Origin of the sequence: Streptomyces caelestis (genome assembly GCF_001279005.1) — a bacterium.
GTDB classification, from domain to species: domain Bacteria; phylum Actinomycetota; class Actinomycetes; order Streptomycetales; family Streptomycetaceae; genus Streptomyces; species Streptomyces heliomycini.
In genome coordinates, this window is sequence record NZ_LGCN01000108.1 from 101,365 (window position 1) to 126,677 (window position 25,313).

Below are 25,313 nucleotides of genomic sequence, written 5' to 3' on the forward strand. Positions count from 1 at the left end.
AATCTTGACCTTGACGCCGGCGGCAAGGTCGCACGATGGCCGGCATGAACAGCAGCGCAGCGCACAGCAGCAGGGTCGTCGTCGTCACCGGAGCGGGCACCGGCATCGGCCGGGCCACCGCCCGCGCCTTCGCCGCCGGAGGTGACCGTGTGGTCGCCGTAGGACGGCGGAGCGCACCACTCACGGAGACCGCGACCGGACACGACCGGATCACGCCCCTGCCCGCCGACATCACCGCCGAGGGCGAACCCGAGCGGATCGTGCGGGCCGTGGTGGAGGCGCACGGCCGACTGGACGTACTGGTCAACAACGCCGGCATCGTGCGCGGCGGCGCCCTCGGCACGCTGACGCCGGAGACGATCACGGACCAGCTCGCCACCAACCTCGTCGCCCCCGTCCTGCTGGCCCAGGCCGCGCTGCCGTACCTGGAGGCGTCGGGTGGAGTGATCGTCAACGTCAGCACCTCGGTGGGACAGCGGGCCTGGCCGGGCGGTTCGGTCTACGCGGCGACCAAGACCGCCCTGGAACTGCTCACCCGCAGCTGGGCGGTCGAACTGGCGCCCCGCGGCGTCCGGGTGGTGGCGGTCGCCCCCGGAGCGATCGACACCCCCATCGGCGAGCACCAGGGCCTGACACCGGAGCGGAGGGCCGCGGTGCGGGAGTGGCAGCTGGCGCACACCCCGCTGGCCCGCGTCGGCCGTCCCGAGGAGGTGGCCTGGGCGATCACCCGACTCGCCTCACCCGCGGCCTCTTTCGTCACCGGAGCGGTGCTCCCGGTCGACGGCGGAGCGGTCGTGGCGTGATAGGAGTGAGCCGGGAGGTGGGACGGATGCGGATCGGTGAGCTGGCCGAGGCGGCCGGGACGACCGCCCGTGCGCTGCGGCACTACGAGCAGGCCGGGCTGATCTCCTCCGAACGGGCCGCCAACGGCTACCGCGTCTACGAGGAGCGGACCGTCGTACGGGTCCGCAACATCCGGTACCTGCTGGCCGCCGGACTCACCCTGGACGACGTGCGCGTGTTCCTGCCCTGCCTGGACGGCGACGTGGCAGCCGCACCTCCCTCCGCCAAGGGGCTGAGGGTCGCGCGGGAACGGCTGGCGGTCCTCGACGCGCGCATCGCCGCCCAGACCGAGGCCCGCGACCGCCTGGAGGTCGCGCTCCGGGAGCGGACCGGCGACCGGATCCGCCCGGTGGCCTGACGAGGGCGCCCACCGACATCCGGTTTCCCGTACGGGGCGCCGGGCTCAGGAACGGTCGAACCAGTGGCCGATCGGACGATCGGGGCACGATCCGCACGTCGAACACGGCCCCGGGTACCGCGCACTCGCCCTGTGGGCCGCCCCCGGGGCCCCGGAGCCCGCCACGTCCCCCGAACTCCGCTCGGTCGTCCGCCGCCTGCGCCGCGCCGGCGCGCTCCGCCGTGACCGACCCGGGCGCACGGCCGGGCGGGTGCTCCCGACGGCCGGGGCAGGCCCGTGGTCCACGGGACGCCGGGCCGGCCCGGCGGGCCTCGCCTACCGGTGTGCGGGCCGCATGTCGCCGTCGTACACGGTGCGGTAGTCCGGGACGACGATCCGGGAGGCCGCAGACGCCTTCCCGACCTGGGCGAGGAAGGCGTCGAGGTCCATCGCCGGGTCGCGGACCGGGGAACCGGTCAACGGCAGCTCGAAGTTGTCCCAGTGGACGGGGACGACGACACCGGGGGCCTCCAGGGCGTCCAGCAGCCGGGGCACGTAGCGGTGGGTGGTGCCGGTGGCGGTGGGTACGGCGATCATCGCGAGGTCGGGGCGCAGGCCCCGCACCGCCCGCTCGGAGAAGTCGCTGGCCCCCATGAGGAACGCCGACGGGCCGTGCTCCCCGGCCGTGACCTGGAAGGCCAGGGTGTCGCCCTCGGGCAGGTCCGCGATGGTGCCGGGAACCTTCGCCGGCGGGGCGTTCAGCGTGCCCGGCGCGAAGTACGCGCAGTTCTTGTTGCGGCTGTGCAGGCCGGGCACGACCTCGACGGTGACCGTGCCGATGTCCAGCACCTCGCCGCCCTTCACCACGGAGATCTGTCCCGGGTCGACTCCGAGGGCGGTGAGCAGGTGGTACGTGGTCTCGGTGCCGATGACGCGGGCGCCGGTGGTCTTGGCGATGTAGGGCACGTCAGCGAGGTGGTCCCAGTGGGAGTGGCTCACCAGCACCAGCTCGGGACGGCCGATGTGCGCGTCCACGACGGTGGGATCCGTTGTCAGTTCGGTCTTCGGGTCGAGACCGTCGTCGAACAGTCCGGTGCGGAAACGGGTGAGGTAGGGGTCGAAGAGCACGGTGCGGCCGCCCACGTCGATGCGCCAGCCCGCGGTGCCGAGCCAGCGGAACGACACGGAACGGGCGGCCCGCTCACCGCCTCGGTCGCGGCCGGCGGTCGCGGTGGCCGCTGCGGCCGATGCGGCCGGGATCAGCGGGGCCGCCGCACCGAGCGTGGCGCCCCGCAGCACCGTACGGCGGTCGAGCCCGCGACGGGGGGAGGCGCCCGGTCCGTCCGGGGCGTGTATGTCCTGGGTCATGGCGTCAGCAGATCAAGGGGTGAAGTCCCTTGTCCAAGACCGGAGTCGGGCACCTCCGATACGCGAACGCATATGTGTCCCGGTCAGCGGCCGCCGCCGCGGAGGAAAGCGGCCGCGATTCCGGCGGCCCGGCCGATCGCCGCGTCCACCGTGGCACGGGAGGCGGTCAGGTCGTGCGTGCGCGCGAACACGGCGATCGCGTAGCACGCGCCGTCCGGGTAACGGGCGACGCCCGCCTCCATGTGCAGTCCGGGCAGGGTGCCGGTCTTGGCCGCGACCACGACGTCGTCCGGGAAACCCGACACCAGCCGGTGGCGGAAGACCTGCCTGCCCATCAGATCGCGTACGAGTGCACAGGCTTCCGGCGGACCGGCGGCATCGGTCCACACGAGCCGGAGCAGCCGGGTGATCTCGCGGGGCGTACTGGCCGTGGTGTGGCGGGGGTCCAGCACCGCCAGCCGTCTCTTCCGCTCGTCCGGCAGGGCCGGGTAGCGCACGGCGAACTCCCTCTCGTCGCGCGCCCCGACCTCCGTGAGCATCGACTCCAGCAGGTCCCGCGGGCCGCCCACGACCCGCGTCCGCTCCAGGCCGAGTTCCTTCGCGAGCAGTCGCACCGTGTCCAGGCCGACCCGGTCCAGCAGCAGATCGGCGGCCGAGTTGTCGCTGACCGACATCGCGAAGTGGGCCAGGTCGCGCAACGACAGCTCGACGTCGTCCAGGCAGCCGGCGGTGCCCCAGCCGCCGAGCCGGTCGGCCGACGTCACCCGCACCCGCTCCCGCGGATCGAGCTGGCCGGCCACGACCTGCCGGGCGAACTCCAGCACCAGCAGTATCTTGAAGAGCGAGGCGATGACCACGGCGTCGTCGGCGCCCACGGCGATCTCACGGGCATCGGGTCCGCCGTCGCCCTCCCCGGAGGCCGGCGTGCGCGCACGGACCGGAACGGCGTGCACCTGCCCCCTCGCGCCCGCCTCGGCGAAGACCTGCCGGATCCGATCCTCGACCGCTGTGCGCGTGCTCGTCACCGCTCGTCCTCGTACATCGCCGTCCTCCGTCGTCGACCGGCCGACCGGGTAGCCCCCTCAAGTCGGCCTCCGCATAGGATCCTTGATCGTGGATCTCTTGCGCCACCTGCGTCTGTTCGTCACCGTGGCCGACGAGCTGCACTTCAGCCGGGCCGCCGAGCGGCTGGGCATGGCCCAGCCGCCGCTCAGCCAGGCGATCCGCCGACTGGAGAGGGAACTCGGAGCCGAACTGTTCGACCGCTCGCAGCGCGGCGTCCGGCTCAGCGCCGCCGGAGCGGCGCTGCTGGAGGAGACCCACGAACTCCTCGCCCGGGAGGAGAGGCTGCGCACCCTGGCCCGCCGCGCCGCCGACGGCGGCCTCGGCACCCTGCGCGCGGGCGTGCCGCCCGACACCACGGCCGCCGTCCTGTCCGCGCTGCTCTCCGCCTGCGCGGAACACGCTCCGGAGCTCTCCGTCGACCTGCAGGAGGTCACCACCGCGGAGCAACTGCGGCTGCTGGCCTCCGGCGGCCTGGACGTCGGACTGGTGCACCACCCCGTCGACGCCACCGAACTGCGGCTCGGCCCCGACGTCCCACTGGACCTCGGCGTCGTCCTCCCCCGCACCTCGCCCCTGGCCCGGCTGCCGGAGGTGTCGCTCGGCGACCTCGCCGGCCACGACCTGGTGCTCTTCCCCCGCGCGCACGCGCCCGACTGGCACGACCGCGTCCTCGACGTGTGCCGCGCCGAGGGCTTCGTCCCGGGCCGCCTCCGCCACGCCTCCAACCCCGAATTCCTGCTCGCCCTCGTGACGGCGGGGCACGGAGTCGCCTTCGCCCAGGGACCGGCGGCCCGCAAGGAACCCCGTGTCGCCTGGTCCCCCCTGGCGGGCCGCCCCCTCACCCTGCGCATCGGCGGCGCCTGGCCCGCCGGCCGCGGAGCCCACCCGGCCGCCCGCCGCTTCGCCGAACTCGCCGCAGAGGTCCTGGCCCGCCATCACGCCGCCGCCTCCCGGCGCGAAGGCGCCGCCCACCCGCCCGACGACACCCCGCGTCCGTGGTCGGTGGTGTACGGCTGAACGCCCGTACGCCCGCCGGTGTCCTAGAGTTCGGACTCGCCCCACGAGGTGACGTCCACGGTGTCGCCGACGGACAGGGTGCCGGTGCGCAGCACGGCGTACTTGGTCCCGTAGGCGACGCCGCCCTGGGCGGCGCGGCGGTAGTCGGCGAGGGTGCGCAGCGGTTCCGGGCCCGCCTTCGCCCCCGTGCCCTGGTCGACCGTGGTGACCACGCAGCGGACGGCGAGCTTGGCGTAGCCGAGTTCGGTGTCGCCGATGCGGATGCGGTGGGCGCGGTCCTCGGTGTGCGGTGCGTCCCAGCCGTCGACCACGATGTTGGGGCGGAAGCGGTTCATCGGCAGCGGCGGGAGGCCGCGCTCGGCCAGTTTGCGGTGGAGCAGGTCCAGCGTGGCGCGTGAGACGACGTGCAGGGCACAGCTGTCGGCGTAGGCGGAGGTGCCGGGGGTCCTGCCGTCGGTCACCCGGTCGTGCTCCGGCGGCACGCGCACGAGCCGGCTCGGTGCGCCGAGCACCTCCGTGAACCAGTCGGCGGCCGCATCGCCCTGGTCGATGCCCCGGTAGGCCTTCCCGAGCACCTCCACCTTCCGCCGGTCGCCGGCCGTGTCCACGCGGAGGTCCAGCGCCTCGACGTCCGGCGCGTGCAGCACGAGCCGCCCGCCGCCGTCGCCCACCATGGGCCGGACCAGGGCCAGTCGGGGATCCCGGCGCTGGGTCCGCCCCACCCCCTCCTCGCTCACGACCAGGAAACTGCGGTCGTGCGCGAGCCCGGCGGGCGTCAGCGGTGCCTCGCCCGCCGATGTCCCGGCGCAGCCTTTGATGGGGTAGTACGTCAGCTCGACGACGCTGGCCATGGTGGCGTTTCCGTCCTGTTCTGCCGGTGGGCGACCGCACTGGTCTCGGTCCGCTGAGTCTCGCAGCGTGCCGGCCCCTCTCCCACCGGACCAGACGTGTGTCCGCATGCGGACGTCGAATTCCTCGCGGGCGGTGACTCGGTGGAGGAAACCCTGATCCTGGAGAACGAGGAAGCGCCGACCGAGTGGCGTTTGCCGTTGGATCTCCAGGGGCTCACTGTTCGTCTCGACAGCCACGGAGGGCGCTCGGCGGGCGTCATGTCCGACGGGTGAGATTCGGCCAACAGGCGTTGGTCGTCGCTGCCGCCCTGGCCCCTCGTTTCCCTTCCGTCGTACAGGAACTGCCCGCACTCGGCACTCAGTTGCCGCCTCAACCATGCGTTTTGTCATGCCATGATCATTCGGCCATGTTTCCCTGTCGATCTTGCCTTGGTCCGTCGGGCCCCGCCTAGAGTGATCGCCGAGTGACCGGCTCGACCGGTCTGCCAGGGGACGCGTAGATCAACGGGGGTTGCTTCGGCATGGCCGACGAAATGGTGCTCAGGGCACAGAGATTCATCAATCTGACCTACAACAACGGCGCGGCGCTGGGGATATCCAAGCTCGCCGAGGACGGCAGGACCGGCTGGCCCGTCATGTACGCCCTGACCCGGGCGTTGCAGTACGAGATGGGTATCACCAGCCTCTCGGATTCCTTCGGGCCGACCACACTGTCCACGCTCCAGTCGAAGTACCCGAAGCTGGACGACTCCACGGTGCCGTCGGCGAACTTCTGCCGCGTCCTGCAGTCGGCCCTGTACTGCAAGGGTTACGACGGCGGGGAGATCGACGGCATCTACAACGGGCGCGTCAAGGACGCGGTGGCCAAGCTGAAGGCCAACATGGGCGTCGACACCGTCTACGCGGGCAGCTCCCTGGAGCCGAAGGTCGTCAAAGGCCTGCTCAACATGGACGCCTACGTCACCGTCGGCAACGGCTCCGAGGAGATCCGTTCGATCCAGCAGTGGCTCAACCGGCGCTACGTGGGCCGCAGGGACTTCTACCTGATCCCGTGCGACGGCCATCACTCCCGCGACGTCGCCAAGTCCATGCTCTTCGCGATCCAGTACGAGCTGGGCATGGCGGACGGCACCGCCAACGGCGTCTTCGGTCCCGGCACCCAGTCCGGCCTGAGGAACCACACGGTCGCGGTCGGCACCACCGGCACCTGGGCCTCCCTGTTCACCGCGGCGATGATCCTGAACAAGCGGAACGTGCCCTTCGGCAACTTCACCGGTGACGTCAAGACCGGTGTGGAGTCCTTCCAGTCGTTCGCCAAGCTCCCGGTCACGGGCGTCGGCGACTTCCAGACCTGGGCGTCCCTGCTCGTCTCCTACGGCGACCAGACCCGCAAGGGCACCGCCTGCGACGGCGTCACCAGGATCACCCCGGCCCGCGCGCAGGCCCTGAAGGACGCCGGTTACAAGTACATCGGCCGCTATCTGTCCAACCCGTCCAGCACCAGCCTGCCGGAGAAGCAGATCCAGCCCGGCGAGCTCGCGACCATCAAGCAGTACGGTCTGCGCTGCTTCCCGATCTACCAGACCTGGTCCCGCTCGGCCGACTACTTCAGCTACCCCCAAGGCTGCGTCGACGCGACGAACGCCATCGAATGGGCCCAGATCCACGGCTTCAAGCCGGGCACGATCATCTACTTCGCGGTCGACTACGACGCCCAGGACGGCGAGATCACCGAGTACGTCCTGAAGCACTTCCGGGGCATCTACCGCACCGTCGGCGAGAACTCCGCCTACGGCGTCGGCGTCTACGGCCCACGCAACGTCTGCCAGCGTGTCTCCGACGCCGGATACGCCTCCGCCGGCTTCGTCTCCGACATGTCGTCCGGGTTCTCCGGCAACCTCGGCTACCCGCTGCCCACCAACTGGGCGTTCGACCAGATCGCCACCATCAAGGTCGGCTCCGGGGACGGCGCCATCGAGATCGACAACAACATCGCCTCCGGCCGGGACACCGGACAGGGCGACTTCGACCCCGGGGTCCCGGTCGACTCCGACCTCGACGTCGACTTCGACAAGGCGACGTACCGGGCGGCGGCGCTCAAGGACGTCCAGGCGTATCTGACGTCGATCGGCGTCCCGGAGACCGGCGGCGAGGGCTGGACCGCGGACGACGACTGGGTGACGTACGACGTCATCTCCACGACAGAGGCGTTCAACAACGTCATGAACGCCGACTGGCTGTTCACCAACCTGGCCAGGGCCCTGAAGCTGCGCAAGGCGCTCATCCAGGCACCGGTGCTGTGGGAGCTGCGCAAGCTGAATCCGCTCGACGCGCTCGCCGACGAGGCGGTGAAGGCCGGGCTGAAGGACGACTGCAGCACCGGCTGGGGGCAGATCTTCGCCTGGGTGACCATCGCCGCCCGCAACTACTGCATGGACCAGGGCATCATCCACGGCACTCCGCTCACCGGCTCGGACACCCGCGCGGTATGGGACAACCTCCAGGAGCCCGAGTACAACATCCCCTCGGTGGCCTACCTGACCATCTACAACGCGCACCAGCTCGGCATCGCCCGCCCGTCGCTCGCCACCGGCCAGGCCGACACCCAGAAGCTGCTGGCCCGCTACAACGGCACCGGCGACAAGGCCGAGAAGTACGGCCGCGAGCTGATCGGGCTCTACAACGTGCTGGAGAACTACAACAAGCTCAGCCGCGCCCAGTAGGCCGGACTGATCGTGAAGAACGAGCGCATGCGGAAGCTCTGCCTCCCCGTCGTCGTGAACCTGCTGCTCGGGGTCCCGGCCGTCGTTCCTCTGTTCCTGGCGTGGTACATCCTGGCCAACGGGCCGCTGGCGGCACTCGGCTGGACCATGCAGGACCCGAACGAGAACGACGGGATGCTGCTCTGGCTGGTCATCGCCGCACCGGTGTTCTGCCTGTTCGGCCTGGCCTGGGGGCTGGCCAACACCTGGCTGCGGCGCCGGACGCCGGTACGGGGCTCCCGCTACTGGCCGGTGTGTGCCGCCGTTTCCCTTGCGCCGTTCTTCGTGATCTTCGGTCTGTTCTGACAGCTGATTCAGCTCATAGGGAGACAGGAAACGTGGATCACGACATGACACGGCGTACGGTCGTCAAGGCCTGCGCCGTCATCGGCGGGGCCGCGGCCGTCGGTTCGGTGTTGCCCGCCACCACGGCGGTGGCCGACGAACGGCGCGGACCCCAGCGGCCGGCGACTTCCGCGAACGGCTGGACGATCCAGCCGAACGCGGACCTCGACTCGCAGGTGTGGACCCGCCCGGTGGCCGGTACGGGCCTGGGCGTACCGGTGTGGATCGGCGACGTGGAGACGGTGCTCGTGCACGTCGTGCGCCGCTTCCACTACGAGGTGCAGGAGCTCACGGCGGTGGACCTGGCCGGCTGGCGCCCGGCCAAGGGCCTGCGCCGTGGCCTCCCGGACTCCAACCTGGCCTCGGGCACGGCCGTTCGGATCCGGCAGGGCGCCGGTGCGGAGGGCTCGCTGTTCCCGCTCCAGGTCGCCGCCGTACGGGAGATCCTCGCGGACTGCCAGGGCGTCGTCCGCTGGGGCGGCGACGACGAACCGGTCGACGAGTCGCTCTTCTACATCGCGGTCGGCCCGCACGACGAACGCCTGCCCCGGCTGGCCGCCACCATCCGTGAGGCGACGTTCCGTTAGGCACGGATCGCGGTGGGGCTCCGTGCCCCGCCGCGACGACCGCTTCGAACCCCAGTTCACATCATCGATGTGCATGAAGGAAAGGAACCGACCATGAAGCGAATACTGGCCGTGCTGGCCGCCACCACGGCCGCCATGGGCGCACTGCTCACCCCGGCGTCCGCCGCCGGGCAGCCCGTCGCCCCGAAGGTGACGGTCGCCGCCGACGCCGACGGCGAGACCAGGGCGTGGGCCGCCGCCAACCCGCAGGAGGCCGTGGCCCAGGCCACGGAGTGCGGCGGCAACTACAACACACTGGTCTACATCGACGGAAACCTTCCCGGTGACGTCAACGGCGACGACGGCAGCATGGCCGCCTACGCGGGCGGCGGGCTGCTCTGCGTGATCTTCAAGAACGAGACACCGGGCAACGCCAACTACATGTTCCTCCAGGCCTGTCCGGGCACCACCGCCAGCAGCGCCTGCGGCACCGACGACGGCTACTACAGCAAGTTCGCCGGCCCGCTCTACATCAGTCAGGGCGCGGGCGGCTGCTGGACCGCCTCGTACAAGATGAAGACCGAGGCGGAGGACCGCTACCTCATCAACGGCAAGCGCAGCTACAGCTGCTGACAGCGGATGAGAACCCGCATGCCGGGTGACGCTCTCACCGGCGCCGGCCTCGGCGCCGCCGCCCCGGCCACCTCCCGGCGAGCTCCCGGTCCGACGTGATCGTCCCCGGCCACAAGCCCGCGAGCACCTCCTGCGTGGACAACGTCGCCACGGGCGCGATCACCAAGGAACCCCTGGGGTCCCCGCTGATCCACGGGTGGGGTGACACGGGACGGCGGGCTGTCGGAGGCCGGCTCGCCGGGCTCCGGCAGTCGCTGTGGCCACTCAGAGGCGTACGACACCGTCCGCCGGGGCGAAGAGCTGGCCCGGGCCCCGCCGCGGGGGCATGACGGTGATGGGCCCGCCGGGCCCGCCGCCACGAGAGGGGGCTCTTCCCGGCCGGGGTGCGGTCAGCTCCACCCGAGTCGGTCCCGGGCGTCACCGCCGGCTCCGTCCCCGGAGCCGCCCGGAGGACACCGGGCGCCGGCCCCGCGGACGCCATGAGGGGCTGATTTCGTGGGGGTGCGACCACAGCGGGGACGAGCACTTCTTCCTGCCCTGCGGCCCGGCCCCGGACCGGTGGAAGGTCGTCACGATGGTCCATGAGGAGGGCTGCGAGACCTTCGACGGGTCGTTCTCGGCCTTCGCCCTCGCGTTCGTGCGGCGGCTGCTCGACGTGGACGGGTACCACGGCATCGAACCGGAAGCCCTGGACCACCTGGAACCGGAGGACCGCGAGGAACTGGTCGTCGCCGGAGAGACCGGCCCCGTCCGGCCGGGCTTCGAGCCGTTATGAACCGGGCGATCCAAGAAGCTGAGCCGCTGTGCGCGCCGGGAGGAGAGCGGCCGGGTGAAGGCGGTCCAGGCCTTCGGGGTCACGGTGAGGCGGGGGCGTCCGGGACTGGCGACCAACGCCCTGCTGCACGGCGTGCCGCCCGGCCGTGGATTCCTCCTGCGCCTCCTGCCGTACGCCGACGGCGTCCGCGTCGAGGTGCACGACAGCGGGGGCGGGGTCCCCGCCGTACCGCAGGGGGAGCCGGACGGGGGCGGGCGCGGGCTGCTGCTCGTGGCCGGGCCGGCGGACACGTGGGGCGTGGGGGAGCGGGCCCCGGGAAGGTCGTGTGGTGCGAGTTCGCTACGGGGCCCGCAGCACCGACGCCATCGACGCGATCGCCTCGGGTCCCACCCGGCAGCACCCTCCGACCAGCCGGGCCCCCGACGCACGCCAGCCCCTCACCTGCCCGGCACTGAACGTCGACCGGCCCGTCCACGCCCGCGCCCCCGCGTCCCACGTCTCACCGCTGTTGGGGTAGACCACCACCGGTTTGCCGGTGACGCGGGCGGCCAGGGCCACCGCGCGGTCCGCGTCCTGTGGCGTGCAGCAGTTCACGCCGACCGCGATCACCTCGTCCGCCCGCGCCGCCAGCGCGAAGGCCTCCTCCAGCGGCTGGCCGGCACGGGTGCGGTCGCCGGACGCCGAGTACGACAGCCAGGCCGGTACGCCGAGACCGCGCAGCGCGCGCAGCAACGCCTCCGCCTCGTCCGTGTCGGGGATCGTCTCCAGGGCCAGGACGTCCGGGGCGGCCCCCGCCAGGACCTCCATGCGCGGGCGGTGGAAGCGCTCCAGCTGCGCCACGCTCAGCCCGTAGCGGCCCCGGTACTCCGAGCCGTCCGCGAGCATCGCGCCGTACGGGCCGACCGAGGCCGCCACCCACAGGGGGCGGGACGCCCGGGCCCGCCGGGCCGCCTCACGGGCGCACTCCACGCTCAGGGCCAGCAGCCGGCCCGCCTCCTCCCGCCCGGTCCCGCGCCGCGCGAAGCCCTCGAACGTCGCCTGGTAGCTCGCCGTGATCGCCACGTCCGCGCCCGCCCCGAAGTACGCGAGATGGGCCGCCGTCACCGCCTCCGGGGCCTCGGCCAGCAGCCGGGCCGACCACAGCTCGTCGCTCAGGTCGTGCCCGGCCGCCGCGAGCTGGTTGGACATGCCGCCGTCGAGGACGACCGTGCCGCGCGCGAGCGCCTCGGCGAGGGTGGGAGAAGTGCTCATACCGGCGACGTTAGCCGAGGCGGCGGTCACGGCGCGCCCTTCGGGCACAGTGCTGGGATGCTGGGAGGGGGCACGGCCGAACAAGGGCGGTGAGCGCCATGACCGGGCTTGGAGACGACGGTTCGTCCGCCGCGGAACCCCTCGCCGACCCACACGGGGACCCCTTCCTGCGGACCCGGTTCGCCGTGCCCGCGCGCCCGGTGACGTACCTGCGGCGGGAGCGGCTGACCGGACACCTCGACCAGGGGCTGCGGACCCCGCTGACCATGGTGAACGGCGCCGCGGGGGCCGGGAAGACCCTGCTCGTCGCGGACTGGGCGGAGCGCCTGGACGACGGGCTGCCGGTCGCCTGGTTCACCACCGAGACGGCCGGGGACGGGCCCGGGATGTTCTGGGCGTACCTGCTGCGCGCCCTGCACGCCGTCGGCGTCCCGCTGCCCGACGGCATCGGCTTCCCGGCGGACGCGAACCGGGTGAGCCCCGCCCTGCAGGCCCGGCTCGCCGCCGGGCTGAGCGGCCGGGAGCGGCCCGTGGTCCTGGTGCTCGACGAGTTCGACCGGGTCACCGCCCCGGAGATCGCCGAGCAGCTGGAGTTCGTGCTGCACCACGCCGGGCCGGGGCTGCGGCTGGTCCTCGTCACCCGGACCGAACCGCTGCTGCCCCTGCACCGCTACCGGGCCGCGGGCGAGCTGACGGAGATCAGGGGCGCCGAGCTGGCCTTCACCCCGGACGAGGCCGCCGAGCTGATGGAGCTGCACGGGCTGCGGCTGCCCCCGGCCGCGGTGGGCGCGCTCGTGGAGCGCACCCGGGGGTGGGCCGCCGGGCTGCGGCTGTGCGCTCTGGCGGCGGGGGAGAGCCAGGACCCGGAGGGGTACCTCAAGGAGTTCGAGGCGGACCGCAGCGCGATCGCCGACTTCCTGCTGGCGGAGGTGCTCAAACGGCAGGACGCCGCGACCCAGGACCTGCTGCTGCGGGTGAGCGTGCTCGACCGGTTCTGCCCCGGCCTGACGAACGCGCTCACGGGGCGCGACGACGCCGAGGCCGTCCTGGCCCGGCTGAGCCGGGACGACGCCTTCGTCGAACACCTCGGGCACGGCCTGTACCGCCTCCACCCCCTGTTCGCCGAGATCCTCCGCGCCCATCTGCGCGTGCGCCTGCCCGGTCTGGAACCCGAGCTGCACCGGCGGGCCGCCGCGTGGCTGCGGCGCTCCGGACGGCTCGCCGAGGCGCTCGGGCACGGGGCCGCCGCCGGCGACTGGGAGTTCACCGCCGGCGCCCTGGTCGACGACCTCGCCATCGGCCAGTTCTTCACCGGGCCGCACTCCGACGCGCTGGCCGGACTGTTCTCCCGCATGGGGCGGGAGGGCACGGGAGCGGCCCCGGAGCTGGTGCGGGCGGCCGACCGGCTGGCCCGGCGCGAGACGGACGCCGGGCTGACCCACCTGCGCCGCGCGCGCCGCGAGCTGGCGGAGTACGCGGAGTACGACGGCCCGGCGGACGCGGCGGCGGCCCGGCTGAGCTGCGCCCTGCTGGAGGCGCTGGCCGCCCGGCTGGCCGGTGCGCCGGAGAGGGCGGAGGACGCGGCGCGGGCGGCCGGGGAGCTGCGGGAGGCGGTCCCCGGCGAGCTGCTGGAGCGGCATCCCGAACTCACCGCGCTGCTGCTGGACCACCTGGGTTCCGCGCGGCTGTGGGCCGGACGCTTCGAGGAGGCGCGGGCCGCGCTGTCCACGGTGGCGGACTCCGCCCCCGAAGCGGCCACGGCGCTCCCGCGCGAGGACTCGCTGGGCCGGCTCGCCCTGATCGACTACCTGGACGGCTGGCTCGGCCGGGCCGAACGCAGGGCCCGCGAGGCCCTCGCCGAGACGGAGCGGTTCGGGCTGCCCCGGCCGTCCGGCTCCGGTGTCGGACGGCTCGTCCTGGCCGCCGTCGCCGTGGACCGCGACGAGCTGGGGCAGGCCCAGGCCCTGCTCGGCACCTCGGCCGAGGCGCACCCCGCGCTGCGGGACCCCGTGCTGGAGGCCGGACGCGCCCTGACGACCGCGCGCCTGCACCTGGCGCGCGGCGATCCGGGGGCCGCCCTCGAGGCGGTGGAACCTGAGGTGCCCGCCGACGCCGTCTCGCCGTGGGCGCGGGGGCAGACGGCGCTCGTCGCGGCCGCCGCGCACCTCGCCGAGGGCCGCACGGAGACGGCCGCCGAGCTGCTGCGGGAGGTGCCCGACGCGCCGCCGGCCTGCGCGGTGGGGGCCGCACGGGTCCGGCTCGTCACCGACGGGGCCGACGCGGCCGTACGCCTGCTCGACCGGGCGCGTCCGGAGGGGCGCGCCGGTCCCGCCGTGACCGTCCGGGCCACGCTGGTGCGGGCCCAGGCCGCCGACGAGGCGGGGGACGGCGCGAGGGCGCGCAGACTCGTGGCGCGGGCGCTGGCGGAGGCGCGCCGGGAGCGGCTGCGCCGCCCCTTCACCGAGGCCGGGCCGTGGATCCGGCGCTACCTGGGCACGGCCCCGCCGCCGGCCGGCCGGCGCACACCCGGCGCCGGACCGTCCCCGCGCCCGGACGAACCGCCGCCACCGGTCGTGGAGGAGCTGAGCGGGCGCGAGCGCGAGGTGCTGCGACGGCTGGCCCTGGCGATGTCCACCGAGGAGATCGCGGCCGACCTGTACGTGTCGGTGAACACGGTCAAGACCCACCTCAAGAACGTCTACCGGAAGCTGTCCGTCAACCGCCGCAACGAGGCGGTGCGCCGCGCCCGCGAACTGGGCCTGCTGTGACGAAGGGAGTGCCATGGCCCACTGGCGGGCGCTGATGGTCCTGGGGACCGCGCAGTTCCTGATGGTCCTCGACACCTCGGTCATGAACGTCTCCATCAGCCGGCTGGTCGAAGACTTCGACACCGAGGTCACCGCCATCCAGGCCGTCATCACCCTGTACGCGCTGGTCATGGCGGCCTTCATGATCATCGGGGGGCGGCTGGGGGACATCCTCGGACGGCGGCGCGTCTTCCTCGGCGGCCTCGTCGTCTACGGCACGGGCTCCGCCCTGACCGCCGTCGCGCCCACCCTGGGGGTGCTGGTCCTCGGCTGGTCGGTGATCGAGGGACTCGGCGCCGCGCTGGTGCTGCCCGCCATGGCGGCCCTCGTCGCCGACTCCTACCGGGGCCGCGACCGGGCCGTCGCGTACGGCGTCGTCGGCGGACTGGCCGGCGCCGGGATCGCCGTGGGCCCCCTGCTGGGCGGCTGGGTGACGACGTACCTCACGTGGCGGCTGGTCTTCGCGGGCGAGGTCGTGGTCGTCCTGGCCGTCCTCCTGCTCCGGCGCGCGATCACCGAGACGCCGAGGGCCGGGGCGCGGCCCCGGCTGGACGGCATCGGCGCCGTGCTCTCCGCGGCCGGCCTGGCCCTCGGGGTGCTCGGGGTGCTGCAGAGCGGCACCTGGGGCTGGGTGGAGCCGCGCAACCCGCCCTTCACCGTCCTCGGGTTCGCGCCGACGCTGTTCGTGATCGGCGCCGGGGCGGCCGTCCTCGCGCTCTTCCACCGGTGGGAGCGGCACCGCGAGGAGCGCGGCGACGAGCCGCTGGTGCACCTGTCCCTGCTGCGCCGGCCCGCCCTGGGCGCCGGCCTGATGTCGCTGGTGAGCCAGAACCTGATCCTGCTAGGACTGTTCTTCGCCATCCCGCTGTACCTCCAGGTCGTGCAGGGCTTCGACGCCTTCGAGACGGGGCTCAGGCTGCTGCCGGTGTCCGCGACGATGCTGGTGACCTCGCTGGGCGCGGCCCGGCTGGGGCGCACGGTCGGACCGCGCCGCGTCGTCCGGCTGGCCCTGCTCACCGTCGCGGCGGCCGTCCTGTGGCTGCTGGCCACCATCGAGCCGGTCATCGACGACGCGAACTTCGCCGGGTCGATGGCCCTGCTCGGCGTGGGCATGGGCCTGTTCGCCTCCCAGCTCGGCAACGTCGTCCAGTCCGGCGCGGGCGAGGAGGAACGCAGTGAGGCCGGCGGGCTCCAGTACACCGCGCAGAACCTGGGCTCGGCCCTCGGCACCGCGCTCATCGGATCGCTGCTCATCGGCTCCCTGGCGCACGCCTTCACCGCGTACGTGGAGGACGAACCCCGGCTGTCGCAGGAGACCCGGCAGCAGGTCGGCGTCGCCCTGGAGGCCGGGGTCACCTTCGTGCCCACCGACCAGGTGCGCGCGGCGGCCACCCGCGCCGGGCTGCCGCCGTCCGAGGTGGACGCGGTGACGGAGTCCTACGCGTCGGCGCAGCTCGACGGCCTGAAGGCGGCGGTCCTCGCCACCGGCGGCGTCACCCTCGTGAGCTTCCTGGTCACCCCCCGCCTACCGGGCCCGTCGCCCGAACGCGCCAGGACCGGCGGGCGGCCCGGGGCCGGCCGGAGGAGGCCGTGACGCCCGGCGCCGGGCACCGGGCGCCCGGCCGTGCCGCACGTACCGCCGGGCGCCGGGCGCACGCCGACTACACGGGCGGCGTCTACGGATCCATGCTCGCGGCCTCGGTGATCGTCGGGGCCGGCACGCTCGGCTCGTTCCCGCGACTGGAGATGGTGCTGCTGCTGTTGCTCACCGGCGGGGTGTTCTGGATCGCGCACGTGCACGCGCAGCTGTTCGGGGCACGGCTGGCGCAGCACAGGCCGGACCGGCACGTCGTGCTGCGGGCGTGCCGCGAGGAGTGGACGATCGTCAAGGCCGCCGTGCCGCCGGCGGCCGCCGTGGCCGTCAGCCCCGTGCTCGGCCTCGGCGTACCGGGCGCCCAGTGGTTCGCGCTGGCCGTCGCCGTGGCGGGGCAGGTGGGCTGGTCGGTGGCGGCGGCCCGCCGGGCCGGCGCCGACCGGCGCCTGATGGCCCTGTCGGCGGCGGTGAACCTCGTGCTCGGCCTGGTGATCCTCTCCGGCAAGCTCTGGCTGAAGCACTGAGCCGGGCGGCCTCTCACCTGTACGGGGTGAGCCGGGCCGCCGCCCGGCGGCGGACGATCGCAGGGTACGGGCACGGCCCGCCTGTCCCAGGCCACCCGGGGAGCGGCTCATGCGCTACGAGATCCGTGTCGACGGACATCTCTCGGAACCGCTGATCAGGGTTTTTCCGGAACTCGACCATGTGACGATGTCCGGCCAGACCCTGCTGTTCGGGCACGTCGTCGACGAGGCGCACCTGTACGGGCTGCTGGCCCGCTGCCAGTCGCTGGGCCTGCGCGTCCTGGAGATGCGCCAGGTGCCGGAGTGACGCCCCGGCCGGCGGGTCACGGGCTCTCGGCGCGCACCCTGCCGGACCGCACGGCCTCGCCCAGCGCCTCGAAGTCCCGCTCGTTGCGGTCCGCGTAGTCCTGCGCGAATCCGGCGAGCGCCCGGTCGAAGCGGTCGCCGCGCCCCAGGTAGGCGGCGAGGGCGACCGGATCACCGGAACGGGCGTGGGCGCGCGCCAGGCTCGCCCCGCACAGCCGCGCGAACAGCCGCAGCAGCCCCGGGTCCATGCTCTCCGGCCGGGCGATGCCCTTCCAGTCGCGCAGCTGCCGCACGTAGAAGTCCCGGGGGCGTCCGTCGAGGCCCACGGCGTGCGTCCAGCCGAGCAGGATGTCGCTGGTCGTCTGGATCAGCCGCTGACCCGCCACGACCCGGCGGCCCTGGTTGTCGTACCGCTCGCCCTCCGTGTGCGCGGCGAGCACCGACTCCTGCGCCTCCTTGGCCTGCAGCAGCAGGGGGTCGTCGTCGTCCCGGCCGAGCAGCAGCACGATCCAGCAGCGGGTGCCGACGCTGCCGACGCCCACCACCTTCCGGGCCACGTCGACCAGGCGGTAGCGCCCCAGCAGGTGCCGGTGCTCCGACGACAGCGAGCGGGCGTACCCGTCCAGGACCTCGCGCAGGGCCTTCTCCTCGGCCGAGGGATCGTCCACCAGGTCGCCCAGCGGCGTGATCAGCGGCGGGTCCGGGACGATGCGCCGTCCTCCGTGCTCCACCCGCGTGAGTTTCGCGAAGGCCTGGAGGTGCGTACGGGTCCTGGCGCGTGCCGCCGCCCGGGCGGCGCGTCGCCGGGCCTCGCGGCTCGCCGACGACGTCATCAGCTCCCGCAGCCGGTCGGCGTCGTCCTGCGCGTACCAGACGTCGAGGGTGCGCATCCCGGCGAACTCCCGCATGCGCTGCCGGTAGGCCTTCACACAGGCCCGCACGATCTCGTCCTGCGCCTCGACCGGGAAGCCGTTCGCCCGGCCGGCGACGGCGAGGCTCGCCGCCAGCCGCTTGACGTCCCATTCGAAGGGACCGGTGTGCGTCTCGTCGAAGTCGTTGATGTCGAAGACGAGACGGCGTTCCGGGGAGGCCAGCAGGCGGAAGTTGAGCAGGTGGGCGTCACCGCACAGCTGCACGGTCAGGCCGGTGTCCGGGGCCGGCCCGAGGTCCGCCGCCATGATCGCCGCCGCTCCCCGGTAGAACCGGAAGGGGGACTCGAGCATGCGGCCGTAGCGGACCGGCACCAGCTCGGGCAGCCGGGTCGCCGACTGCCGCTCGATCACGTCGACGGGGTCGGGCCGGTCCCGGGCCGCCTCGAAGCGGCCGTGGGACGAGCGCGGCGCACGGCCACGCGCCTCCCTGCCGTACGCGGCCCGCTCGGCCGGGGAGAGGGAGGCGCTGAACGGACTCGGTACGGCCATCGCTGTCTCCCGCCTGCCCCGCGCACGACGACTGCTCGCCGCACGACGCGTGTTCACCGGACGACGACTGTTCGCCGCCATCCCACCGCGCCCGCGCCCCGGCCGGATCACCCGCCGCGGGTGACCCGGCGACGGCGGCCGGGCGGGAGTCTGGTGCCGCGCCCGCGCCGCGGTCCGGGCGCGCTGCGCGGGAGGAGGAGCCATGAGCGCGACACCCGGTCCGGCACCCGGCCCCGGAGGCACGCACCCGCACGGCGGCGCGGCCCCCGGCCCGCCGGACGGCCCCGCCGCGCTCCTGGGGGCCCTCGGGCGCTCGTGGCAGTGGATGCTCGCCTCCGCCGTCGCCACCCTCGTGCCGGGCGTCATCGTGCTGGTGTGGCCGGAGACCACGCTGCACGTCCTCGCGGTGCTCGTCGGCCTGTACCTGCTGGCGGCCGGGGCGTTCCGGTTCGTCGGCGTCCTCGGCCGGGAGGAGCAGGGCGCACGGCTGCCCGAACTCCTGCTGGCGGTGCTGTACGTCCTGGCCGGAGTGCTCTGCCTGCGCAACCCGCTGCAGACCATCGCCGCCCTCTCCCTGATCGTCGGGGTGGTCTGGCTGGTGTCGGGGATGCTCACCCTCTTCACGGCCCTCGCCTCGCGGGACCTGCCGCACCGCGGCGTCGTCCTCGGCGCGGCGCTGCTCGCCGTCGTCGCGGGGATCGTCGTCCTGGCCCTGCCCGCGGAATCGGCCCGCGCTCTGACCCGGCTCCTCGGCCTGTGGCTCGTCCTCCTCGGACTGGTCGAGGCCGCCGTCGCCCTGGCCTGGCGGGCCGCGCTGCGCAGGTCGGGCGTCACGGGGACGCCCCGCCGTCCCGCGGGGACCGGCTGAGCCGTCCGGCCGGGAGGCGGCACTTCACCCGCCCCGGGTGAGGCGGCGGCCCCTCGCCGCGCACACGCTGAAGTCGGCAGACAACGGCATGTCGGGCACGGGCGGCCCGGAACGGAGAGATGAGATGAGTGGTGCGACGTACCTCGCGTACGACTATCCGCTGCTGAGCGCCTTCTGGACCATGCTGGTCTTCTTCCTGTGGATCATGTGGTTCGTGCTGCTCTTCCGGGTCGTCATGGACATCTTCCGCGACGACGACCTGAGCGGCTGGGCCAAGACGGGCTGGCTGGTGTTCACGATCGTGCTGCCCTTCCTGGGCGTCTTCGTCTACGTGATCGCCCGCGGCAAGAACATGGGGCGCCGCGAGATCGCCCAGGCGCGCGCACAGCAGGAGGCCTTCGACAGCTACGTCCGCGAGACCGCCAAGGGCGCCGACGGCCGCGCCGGCAGCGTCGACGACCTCGCCCGGCTGTCCGAGATCAAGGCCCGCGGCGACATCTCGGACGAGGAGTTCCGCAGGGCGAAGGAACTGGTCCTGAGCGGCCACGGCCCCGCGGAGCACTCGGACAGGTTCGCCTCGTCCGCCGGGCGCTGACCGCACGACACCGAATCGAGGCATCGGAATGACAGCGACACACCCGACGCACGGCGCAGGCACCGGGACCGGCGCGCACGCGCCGTCGGCGAAGCGGCAGTGGGCCGAAGGCCTGACGGTCTTCGCCGCCGTCTCGCTCATGATCGTGTCGGTGCTCGACATCCTCCGGGGCATCATGGGCATCGCCCAGGACGACGTCTTCGTCACGACGCAGGACTACGTCTTCCGGTTCAACCTCACCGCGTGGGGCTGGACCCACCTGGTGCTCGGCGCCATCGGGGTGCTCGTCAGCCTCGGCCTGGCCCGGGGGACCCTGTGGGCCCGCGTCGCCGGCGTGACGATCGCCGGGCTCCTCGTCATCGCCAACTTCCTGTCCCTGCCGTACTACCCGGTCTGGTCCGTCGTGATGATCGCCTTCTCCGGGTTCGTCATCTGGGCGCTGTGCGCGCCGCGTTCGCGCGCCGACGCCGAACACTGAGCCGGGGCTGCGTGCGGACCGCCGGCCGGGAGGGCGCCGGGTGGGCCCGACTGGCCCTCCTCGCCCTCGCGGCCGGCGCAGTGGTCCCGCTCGTGGCCGCCGGTCCGCGCGGCGTGCTCCGGGCGCTGCTCGGCCTCGCCGGACTGGCCCCGGCGGCCGTGGGGCTGTGGTGGACGCTCGCCCACTCGGGAGCGGTGCGGACCGTCGGCGCGGTGCTGTGCGTGGCGGCTCCGCTGACGGTGCCGGCGCTGTACGCCGCGGGCGGGCTGCTGGGGCCGGCCGCGGCGTCCCTGGCGCTGTGGGCGCCGGCCGTGCGCGCGGCGCGCGACGCGGTGACGCCCGGGCGCGCCGAGCCGGTGCCCGCCCCGCCGCCGGGCCGCCCCTGGGCGCTGATGAACCCGCGCTCCGGCGGCGGCAAGGTGGACCGCTTCCACCTGGCGGACCGGGCGCGCACGGCGGGCGTCCGGGTGGTGCTGCTCGGCGCCGGGCACCAGGACGTGGCCGCGCTCGCCGAGGACGCCGTGCGCGAGGGGGACGATCTGCCGGCGGTGGCCGGCGGGGACGGCACCCAGGCGCTGGTGGCGGAGGTGGCCGCCCGGCACGCCGTGCCGTTCCCGGTGATCCCGGCCGGCACCCGCAACCACTTCGCGCTCGACCTCGGGCTCGACCGCGGCGATCCGGCGAAGGCCCTGGACGCCCTGGGGGACGGCGTCGAACTCCGCGTCGACCTCGGGTTCGCGGGCGACCGGGTCTTCGTCGACAACGCCTCCTTCGGCACGTACGCGGCGGTCGTGGGCGATCCCGCGTACCGGGGGGAGAAGCGGCGGACCACGCTCCGGATGATGCCCGGTCTGCTGTCCGGCCCGTCGGCGCCCCGGCTGCGGATGCGGGCGGACGGGACCCGGGCGGACGGGCTGCAGGCCCTGCTCGTCAGGGACAACCCCTACCCGCGGGCGGTCGACGCCGCCCGGCCGGGGCGCGGACAGCGGCTGGACTCCGGACGGCTGGGGGTCCCGGGCGTGCGGGTGGAGAGCGCGGTGCGGGCCGCGGGGACGGCGCGCGGTCCCCGCGCGGCGGGCCTGCTGCGGCTCACCGCCGGGGAGGTCGTCGTGGAGGCGGACACCCCGGCCGTTCCGGCCGGGGTGGACGGGGAGCACGTGCTGCCGCCGGCCCCCGTGGTGTGCCGGATCGTGCCCGGGGCGCTGCGCGTGCGCGTTCCGCGTGGTGCGGTGCGTACCCGGCGGGGGAGTGGGGCACCCGACTGGCCGCGGGTGACGGGGCTCGCCCTGGGACGGCGGGAGGACGGCCCGTGACACGACGGTCGCGGCCGCGGCCGGGAAGGCGGTGGACATGTGCCGTTGGCTCGCCTATTCGGGCACCCCCATCCTGCTGGAGAGCATCCTCTACAAACCGGTCCACTCACTGATCGACCAGAGCCTGCACGCCAAGATGGGCGTCGAGACGACCAACGGCGACGGGTTCGGCGTGGGCTGGTACGCCTCGCACAAGGACAGCCCCGCCGTCGTCCGGGACATCGGCCCGGCGTGGAGCGACCGCAACCTGCGGGAGATCGCCGAGCACGTCGTCTCGCCGCTCTTCTTCGCCCACATCCGGGCCTCGACCGGCACGGCGGTGCAGCAGACCAACTGCCACCCGTTCCGGCACGGCCGCTGGATGTGGATGCACAACGGGGCGATCGCCGATTTCCACCTGCTCAGGCGCGACCTCGCGCTGGCCGTCGACCCGGAGCTGTTCCCGTACGTCGAGGGATCCACGGACTCGGAGATGATGTTCTACCTGTCGCTGACCCTCGGTCTGGAGGAGGACCCGCCCGGGGCCGTCGCCCGGATGGCCGGTCTGGTGGAACGCGTCGGCCACGAGCGCGGCGTGGTGTTCCCGCTGCAGATGACCGTCTCGGTGACCGACGGCGTACGCCTGTGGGCCTTCCGCTACTCCAGCCAGAAGGAGTCGCGCTCGCTCTTCTACAGCACCCGCGTGGAGACGCTGCGCTCCCTCCACCCCGACGTGGCGTTCCTGCGCGAGCTCACCGGCGACGCCCGCCTCATCGTCTCCGAACCCCTGGGCGACCTGCCCGGCGCCTGGAACGCCGTCCCCGAGGGCACCTACGGCGTGGTGGGGCCCGAGGGGGACGAGATGCGCTTCTTCGCGCCCGCCGCGTGAGGACCGGCGGCCCCACGTCGCGCCGGACCCGTTGACCTCCCCCTGACACACCCTTACCTTGTCGGCGTTCGTCATGTCAGATGCCGTTCGGACATGCGAACGGCATCGTCCTCCCCCACGAGAGGCAGACCACGTGAGCCGCGCCGCCGACGACCTGCCCGACCTCCCCCCGCCCCCCGCCCGCAGACTCCTGCTGAAGGGCGCCCTGGCCGCGGGCGCCCTGGCCGCAGCGACCCCCGCCGCCGCCCGCGCCGCCGCACCGACGAAAGCAGCCCCGTACGTGAACCCGCTCGTCCGCCACCGTGCCGACCCGCACCTCACCCGGCACACCGACGGCTTCTACTACTTCACCGCCACCGTCCCCGAGTACGACCGGATCGTCCTGCGCCGCTCCCGCACCCTGGGCGGACTCGGCCGGGCCGCCGAGTCCGTGATCTGGCGGGCGCACCCCACCGGCGACATGGGCGCCCACATCTGGGCGCCGGAGATGCACCGCGTCGCCGGCAAGTGGTACGTCTACTTCGCCGCCGCGCCCGCCGAGGACGTGTGGGCGATCCGCATCTGGGTGCTGGAGAACGCCCACCCCGACCCCTTCAAGGGCACCTGGGTCGAGAAGGGGCAGGTCAAGACCGCGTGGGAGACCTTCTCCCTGGACGCCACCACCTTCGCCCACCGCGGCACCCGCTACCTCGCCTGGGCCCAGCACGAACCCGGCACGGACGACAACACCGCCGTCTGGCTCTCCGAGATGGCCGACCCCTGGACCCTGACCGGCCCCCAGGTGCGGCTGTCCACACCCGAGTACGACTGGGAGCGCATCGGCTTCGCCGTCAACGAGGGGCCCTACGTCCTGCACCGCAACGGCCGGCTGTTCATGACCTACTCGGCCAGCGCCACCGACCACCACTACTGCGTGGGCCTGCTGACCGCCGACGAGGACAGCGACCTCATGGACCCGGCGAGCTGGGCCAAGTCGCCCGTCCCCGTCTTCACCGGCAGCGACACCACCCGGCAGTACGGGCCCGGCCACAACTGCTTCACCGTCGCCGAGGACGGCCGCACCGACGTCCTCGTCTACCACGCCCGCCCGTACAAGGAGATCACCGGCGACCCGCTGGACGACCCCAACCGGCACACCCGGATCCAGAAGCTCGGCTGGAAGGCGGACGGCACCCCCGACTTCGGCGTCCCCGTGGCCGACACCGAGGGGGCGTGACATGAGACGTGCGTACGCGTCACTGCTCGCCCTCTGCCTCGCGCTCGCCGGTGCGCCGGTGACCGCCGGACCCGCGCAGGCCGCCCCGCAGACGATCGCCAACGGCACCCGGTTCACCGACCGTTCGGGAAACCCCGTGCACGCCCACGGCGGCGGCGACCAGAAGTACTGGTTCAAACCCGTCGGCGGCGGCCACCACCAGCCGGTGGTCCGCAGCAGCGGTCTGTGCGTGCAGGAGAACGCGAGCACCGTCACGCAGGAGGACTGCGACGCCTCCGCGACCGGTCAGCAGTGGTCCGTCACCACCACGGGCTCCTACGCCACCGTCGTCTCCCGCGCCACCGGCGAGTGCCTGGACGTGAACGGCGGCTCCACCGCCGACTCGGCGGCGGTCATCACGTACACCTGCAACGGAGGGGCCAACCAGCAATGGACACGCGGAACATGAGACGGGTCCGCACGCTCGGCCGGACCGCCGTGACGACGGCCGTGGCGCTGGGCGTCTGCCTGTCGGCCGCACCGGCCCAGGCACAGCGGCACACGGAACGTCCGCCCGCCCCCGGCATCGAGAACTGCACGGCCACCGCCTGCCACTTCGACCTGCCGCCCGGCACCTACGACGTGCGGGTCGTCCTCGGCGGCGACCGGGCGTCCAGCACCGCCCTCGACGGCGAGACCCGGCGCGCCCTGCTCCCGGAGACCGCCGCACCGGCAGGGAAACACGTCGTGCGGAGCTTCACCGTGAACGTCCGCACCCCCGAGGGCGAACCCCTCGGCGCCGAAGGCACCCCCGGACTCGACCTCACCGTCGGCGGAACCGCGCCCGCGCTCGCCGGCATCCGGGTCACCCCGGCCCGGCACGCCCGGCAGATCCTCCTGGTGGGCGACTCCACGGTCTGCGACCAGCCCGGCGACCCGTACGCCGGCTGGGGCCAGCGACTGCCCCGGTACCTGCGCGAGGGACTGTCCGTGGCCAACTACGCGGACTCCGGGGAGAGCACGGTCAGCTACCTCGGGAACCCGCTCCTGTGGGACACCGTCCGGCCGCTGATCCGGCGCGGCGACCTCGTCCTGATCCAACTCGCCCACAACGACAAGACCACCGACGGGGCGACCTACCGGGCAGGCCTCGAGGCGCTGGTGGCGGGCGTGCGGGAGCGGGGCGGCGAGCCGGTCCTCGTGACCCCGATCGTGCGGCGCTGGTTCAACGCCGACGGCACCCTGGACAACGACACCGCCCTGCTGGTCAACGGGCTCGGCGTCGACCACCCGGCCGTCATCCGCTCCGTCGCCGCCGACCGGGGGGTCCCGCTGATCGACCTCACGGCGCGGACCAGGGAACGGGTGGAGTCCCTCGGCGTGGAGGGCTCCAAGGCGCTGTACCTCACCGACGAGAAACGGGACAACACGCACACCTCCGTGCACGGCGCCACCGTGTACGCGGACCTGGTCCGCGAGGAACTGCTGAACCTGCGTCTGGTGCCCCGGAGCAAGGTCAGGACGGGATGAG

The 25,313-nt window shown here is 73.6% G+C and carries 24 protein-coding genes and 2 pseudogenes; 21 read left to right on the forward strand and 5 right to left on the reverse strand.

All coding sequences use genetic code 11. From position 1 onward, the window contains the following. Positions 1-35: 35 nt before the first annotated feature. Both ADK41_RS10530 and ADK41_RS10535 read left to right on the forward strand, forming a co-directional pair. Complete coding sequence (locus ADK41_RS10530; RefSeq protein ID WP_030828300.1) at positions 36-803, forward strand: SDR family NAD(P)-dependent oxidoreductase; 768 nt, start codon at positions 36-38, stop codon at positions 801-803. 26 nt (positions 804-829) lie between these two features. After that, positions 830-1,201: a MerR family transcriptional regulator gene (locus ADK41_RS10535; protein ID WP_030828297.1), complete on the forward strand. Its 372-nt coding sequence runs from the start codon at positions 830-832 to the stop codon at positions 1,199-1,201. Between the two features lie 315 nt (positions 1,202-1,516). Here the strand turns inward: ADK41_RS10535 and ADK41_RS10540 are convergent, their stop codons facing one another. After that, positions 1,517-2,548, reverse strand: a complete 1,032-nt coding sequence (locus ADK41_RS10540; RefSeq protein WP_037804458.1) for an MBL fold metallo-hydrolase — start codon at positions 2,546-2,548, stop codon at positions 1,517-1,519. An 83-nt stretch (positions 2,549-2,631) separates the two neighbouring features. Then, positions 2,632-3,573 (reverse strand): serine hydrolase, encoded by a 942-nt coding sequence (locus ADK41_RS10545; protein ID WP_030828292.1) that lies wholly within the window; start codon positions 3,571-3,573, stop codon positions 2,632-2,634. A gap of 88 nt (positions 3,574-3,661) precedes the next feature. Here ADK41_RS10545 and ADK41_RS10550 point away from each other — a divergent pair, with 88 nt between their 5' ends. Next, the gene (locus ADK41_RS10550; protein WP_199822393.1) at positions 3,662-4,630 is read left to right on the forward strand and encodes a LysR family transcriptional regulator; all 969 of its coding nucleotides are present in this window, start codon (positions 3,662-3,664) and stop codon (positions 4,628-4,630) included. Between the two features lie 23 nt (positions 4,631-4,653). Here the strand turns inward: ADK41_RS10550 and ADK41_RS10555 are convergent, their stop codons facing one another. Beyond that, positions 4,654-5,481 (reverse strand): MOSC domain-containing protein, encoded by an 828-nt coding sequence (locus tag ADK41_RS10555; RefSeq protein WP_030828287.1) that lies wholly within the window; start codon positions 5,479-5,481, stop codon positions 4,654-4,656. Between the two features lie 521 nt (positions 5,482-6,002). Here ADK41_RS10555 and ADK41_RS10560 point away from each other — a divergent pair. From ADK41_RS10560 to ADK41_RS44210, 6 genes and pseudogenes are all read left to right on the forward strand, one after another. Further along, positions 6,003-8,204: a glycoside hydrolase domain-containing protein gene (locus tag ADK41_RS10560; protein WP_030828284.1), complete on the forward strand. Its 2,202-nt coding sequence runs from the start codon at positions 6,003-6,005 to the stop codon at positions 8,202-8,204. A gap of 12 nt (positions 8,205-8,216) precedes the next feature. Continuing rightward, positions 8,217-8,549, forward strand: a complete 333-nt coding sequence (locus tag ADK41_RS10565) for a hypothetical protein (protein ID WP_245174629.1) — start codon at positions 8,217-8,219, stop codon at positions 8,547-8,549. Positions 8,550-8,593: 44 nt separating this feature from the next. Then, on the forward strand, positions 8,594-9,175 hold the full coding sequence (locus ADK41_RS10570; RefSeq protein ID WP_030828279.1) for a twin-arginine translocation signal domain-containing protein: 582 nt from the start codon (positions 8,594-8,596) through the stop codon (positions 9,173-9,175). Between the two features lie 93 nt (positions 9,176-9,268). Further along, positions 9,269-9,787 (forward strand): hypothetical protein, encoded by a 519-nt coding sequence (locus tag ADK41_RS10575; RefSeq protein ID WP_030828275.1) that lies wholly within the window; start codon positions 9,269-9,271, stop codon positions 9,785-9,787. 574 nt (positions 9,788-10,361) lie between these two features. Then, positions 10,362-10,562, forward strand: a complete 201-nt coding sequence (locus tag ADK41_RS10580) for a hypothetical protein (RefSeq protein ID WP_051843210.1) — start codon at positions 10,362-10,364, stop codon at positions 10,560-10,562. A 105-nt stretch (positions 10,563-10,667) separates the two neighbouring features. Beyond that, a pseudogene (locus ADK41_RS44210) lies at positions 10,668-10,900 on the forward strand (ATP-binding protein); the annotation flags it as partial. Between the two features lies 1 nt (position 10,901). Here the strand turns inward: ADK41_RS44210 and mmuM are convergent. Next, positions 10,902-11,813 carry a homocysteine S-methyltransferase gene (gene mmuM, locus ADK41_RS10585; RefSeq protein WP_030828270.1) on the reverse strand — a complete coding sequence of 304 codons (912 nt, stop codon included), beginning with the start codon at positions 11,811-11,813 and terminating at the stop codon, positions 10,902-10,904. Positions 11,814-11,911: 98 nt separating this feature from the next. On the opposite strand from mmuM, the gene ADK41_RS10590 reads away from it, so the two are divergent. The 4 genes from ADK41_RS10590 to ADK41_RS10605 all read left to right on the forward strand — a co-directional run bounded on the left by ADK41_RS10590 (position 11,912) and on the right by ADK41_RS10605 (position 17,045). Further along, complete coding sequence (locus tag ADK41_RS10590; RefSeq protein WP_030828263.1) at positions 11,912-14,581, forward strand: LuxR C-terminal-related transcriptional regulator; 2,670 nt, start codon at positions 11,912-11,914, stop codon at positions 14,579-14,581. Between the two features lie 13 nt (positions 14,582-14,594). Continuing rightward, a complete protein-coding gene (locus tag ADK41_RS10595) occupies positions 14,595-16,214 on the forward strand; it encodes an MFS transporter (RefSeq protein ID WP_030828260.1) in 1,620 nt (539 codons plus the stop codon). Then, positions 16,211-16,738: a hypothetical protein gene (locus ADK41_RS10600; protein WP_030828257.1), complete on the forward strand. Its 528-nt coding sequence runs from the start codon at positions 16,211-16,213 to the stop codon at positions 16,736-16,738. Before ADK41_RS10595 ends, ADK41_RS10600 begins: the two co-directional genes overlap by 4 nt. A gap of 109 nt (positions 16,739-16,847) precedes the next feature. Then, the gene (locus tag ADK41_RS10605; RefSeq protein WP_030828254.1) at positions 16,848-17,045 is read left to right on the forward strand and encodes a hypothetical protein; all 198 of its coding nucleotides are present in this window, start codon (positions 16,848-16,850) and stop codon (positions 17,043-17,045) included. 16 nt (positions 17,046-17,061) lie between these two features. Here ADK41_RS10605 and ADK41_RS10610 read toward each other — a convergent pair whose 3' ends face one another. After that, positions 17,062-18,465 carry a DUF2252 domain-containing protein gene (locus tag ADK41_RS10610; protein ID WP_030828251.1) on the reverse strand — a complete coding sequence of 468 codons (1,404 nt, stop codon included), beginning with the start codon at positions 18,463-18,465 and terminating at the stop codon, positions 17,062-17,064. 202 nt (positions 18,466-18,667) lie between these two features. On the opposite strand from ADK41_RS10610, the gene ADK41_RS10615 reads away from it, so the two are divergent. From ADK41_RS10615 to ADK41_RS10650, 8 genes and pseudogenes are all read left to right on the forward strand, one after another. After that, positions 18,668-19,333 carry an HdeD family acid-resistance protein gene (locus ADK41_RS10615; protein ID WP_030828249.1) on the forward strand — a complete coding sequence of 222 codons (666 nt, stop codon included), beginning with the start codon at positions 18,668-18,670 and terminating at the stop codon, positions 19,331-19,333. A 124-nt stretch (positions 19,334-19,457) separates the two neighbouring features. Then, complete coding sequence (locus tag ADK41_RS10620; protein ID WP_030828246.1) at positions 19,458-19,928, forward strand: SHOCT domain-containing protein; 471 nt, start codon at positions 19,458-19,460, stop codon at positions 19,926-19,928. 28 nt (positions 19,929-19,956) lie between these two features. Next, positions 19,957-20,406 carry a DUF7144 family membrane protein gene (locus ADK41_RS10625; RefSeq protein ID WP_030828244.1) on the forward strand — a complete coding sequence of 150 codons (450 nt, stop codon included), beginning with the start codon at positions 19,957-19,959 and terminating at the stop codon, positions 20,404-20,406. A gap of 11 nt (positions 20,407-20,417) precedes the next feature. Then, positions 20,418-21,719, forward strand: a complete 1,302-nt coding sequence (locus ADK41_RS10630; protein WP_037804455.1) for a diacylglycerol/lipid kinase family protein — start codon at positions 20,418-20,420, stop codon at positions 21,717-21,719. A 37-nt stretch (positions 21,720-21,756) separates the two neighbouring features. Further along, positions 21,757-22,587, forward strand: a complete 831-nt coding sequence (locus tag ADK41_RS10635) for a class II glutamine amidotransferase (RefSeq protein ID WP_030828237.1) — start codon at positions 21,757-21,759, stop codon at positions 22,585-22,587. 133 nt (positions 22,588-22,720) lie between these two features. Beyond that, positions 22,721-23,803 carry a glycoside hydrolase family 43 protein gene (locus tag ADK41_RS10640; RefSeq protein ID WP_030828234.1) on the forward strand — a complete coding sequence of 361 codons (1,083 nt, stop codon included), beginning with the start codon at positions 22,721-22,723 and terminating at the stop codon, positions 23,801-23,803. A 145-nt stretch (positions 23,804-23,948) separates the two neighbouring features. Then, positions 23,949-24,251 (forward strand): annotated as a pseudogene (locus ADK41_RS10645) (RICIN domain-containing protein); the annotation flags it as partial. Beyond that, positions 24,248-25,312 carry a rhamnogalacturonan acetylesterase gene (locus ADK41_RS10650; protein ID WP_030828229.1) on the forward strand — a complete coding sequence of 355 codons (1,065 nt, stop codon included), beginning with the start codon at positions 24,248-24,250 and terminating at the stop codon, positions 25,310-25,312. The pseudogene ADK41_RS10645 and the gene ADK41_RS10650, both read left to right, overlap by 4 nt. Position 25,313 lies beyond the last annotated feature (1 nt).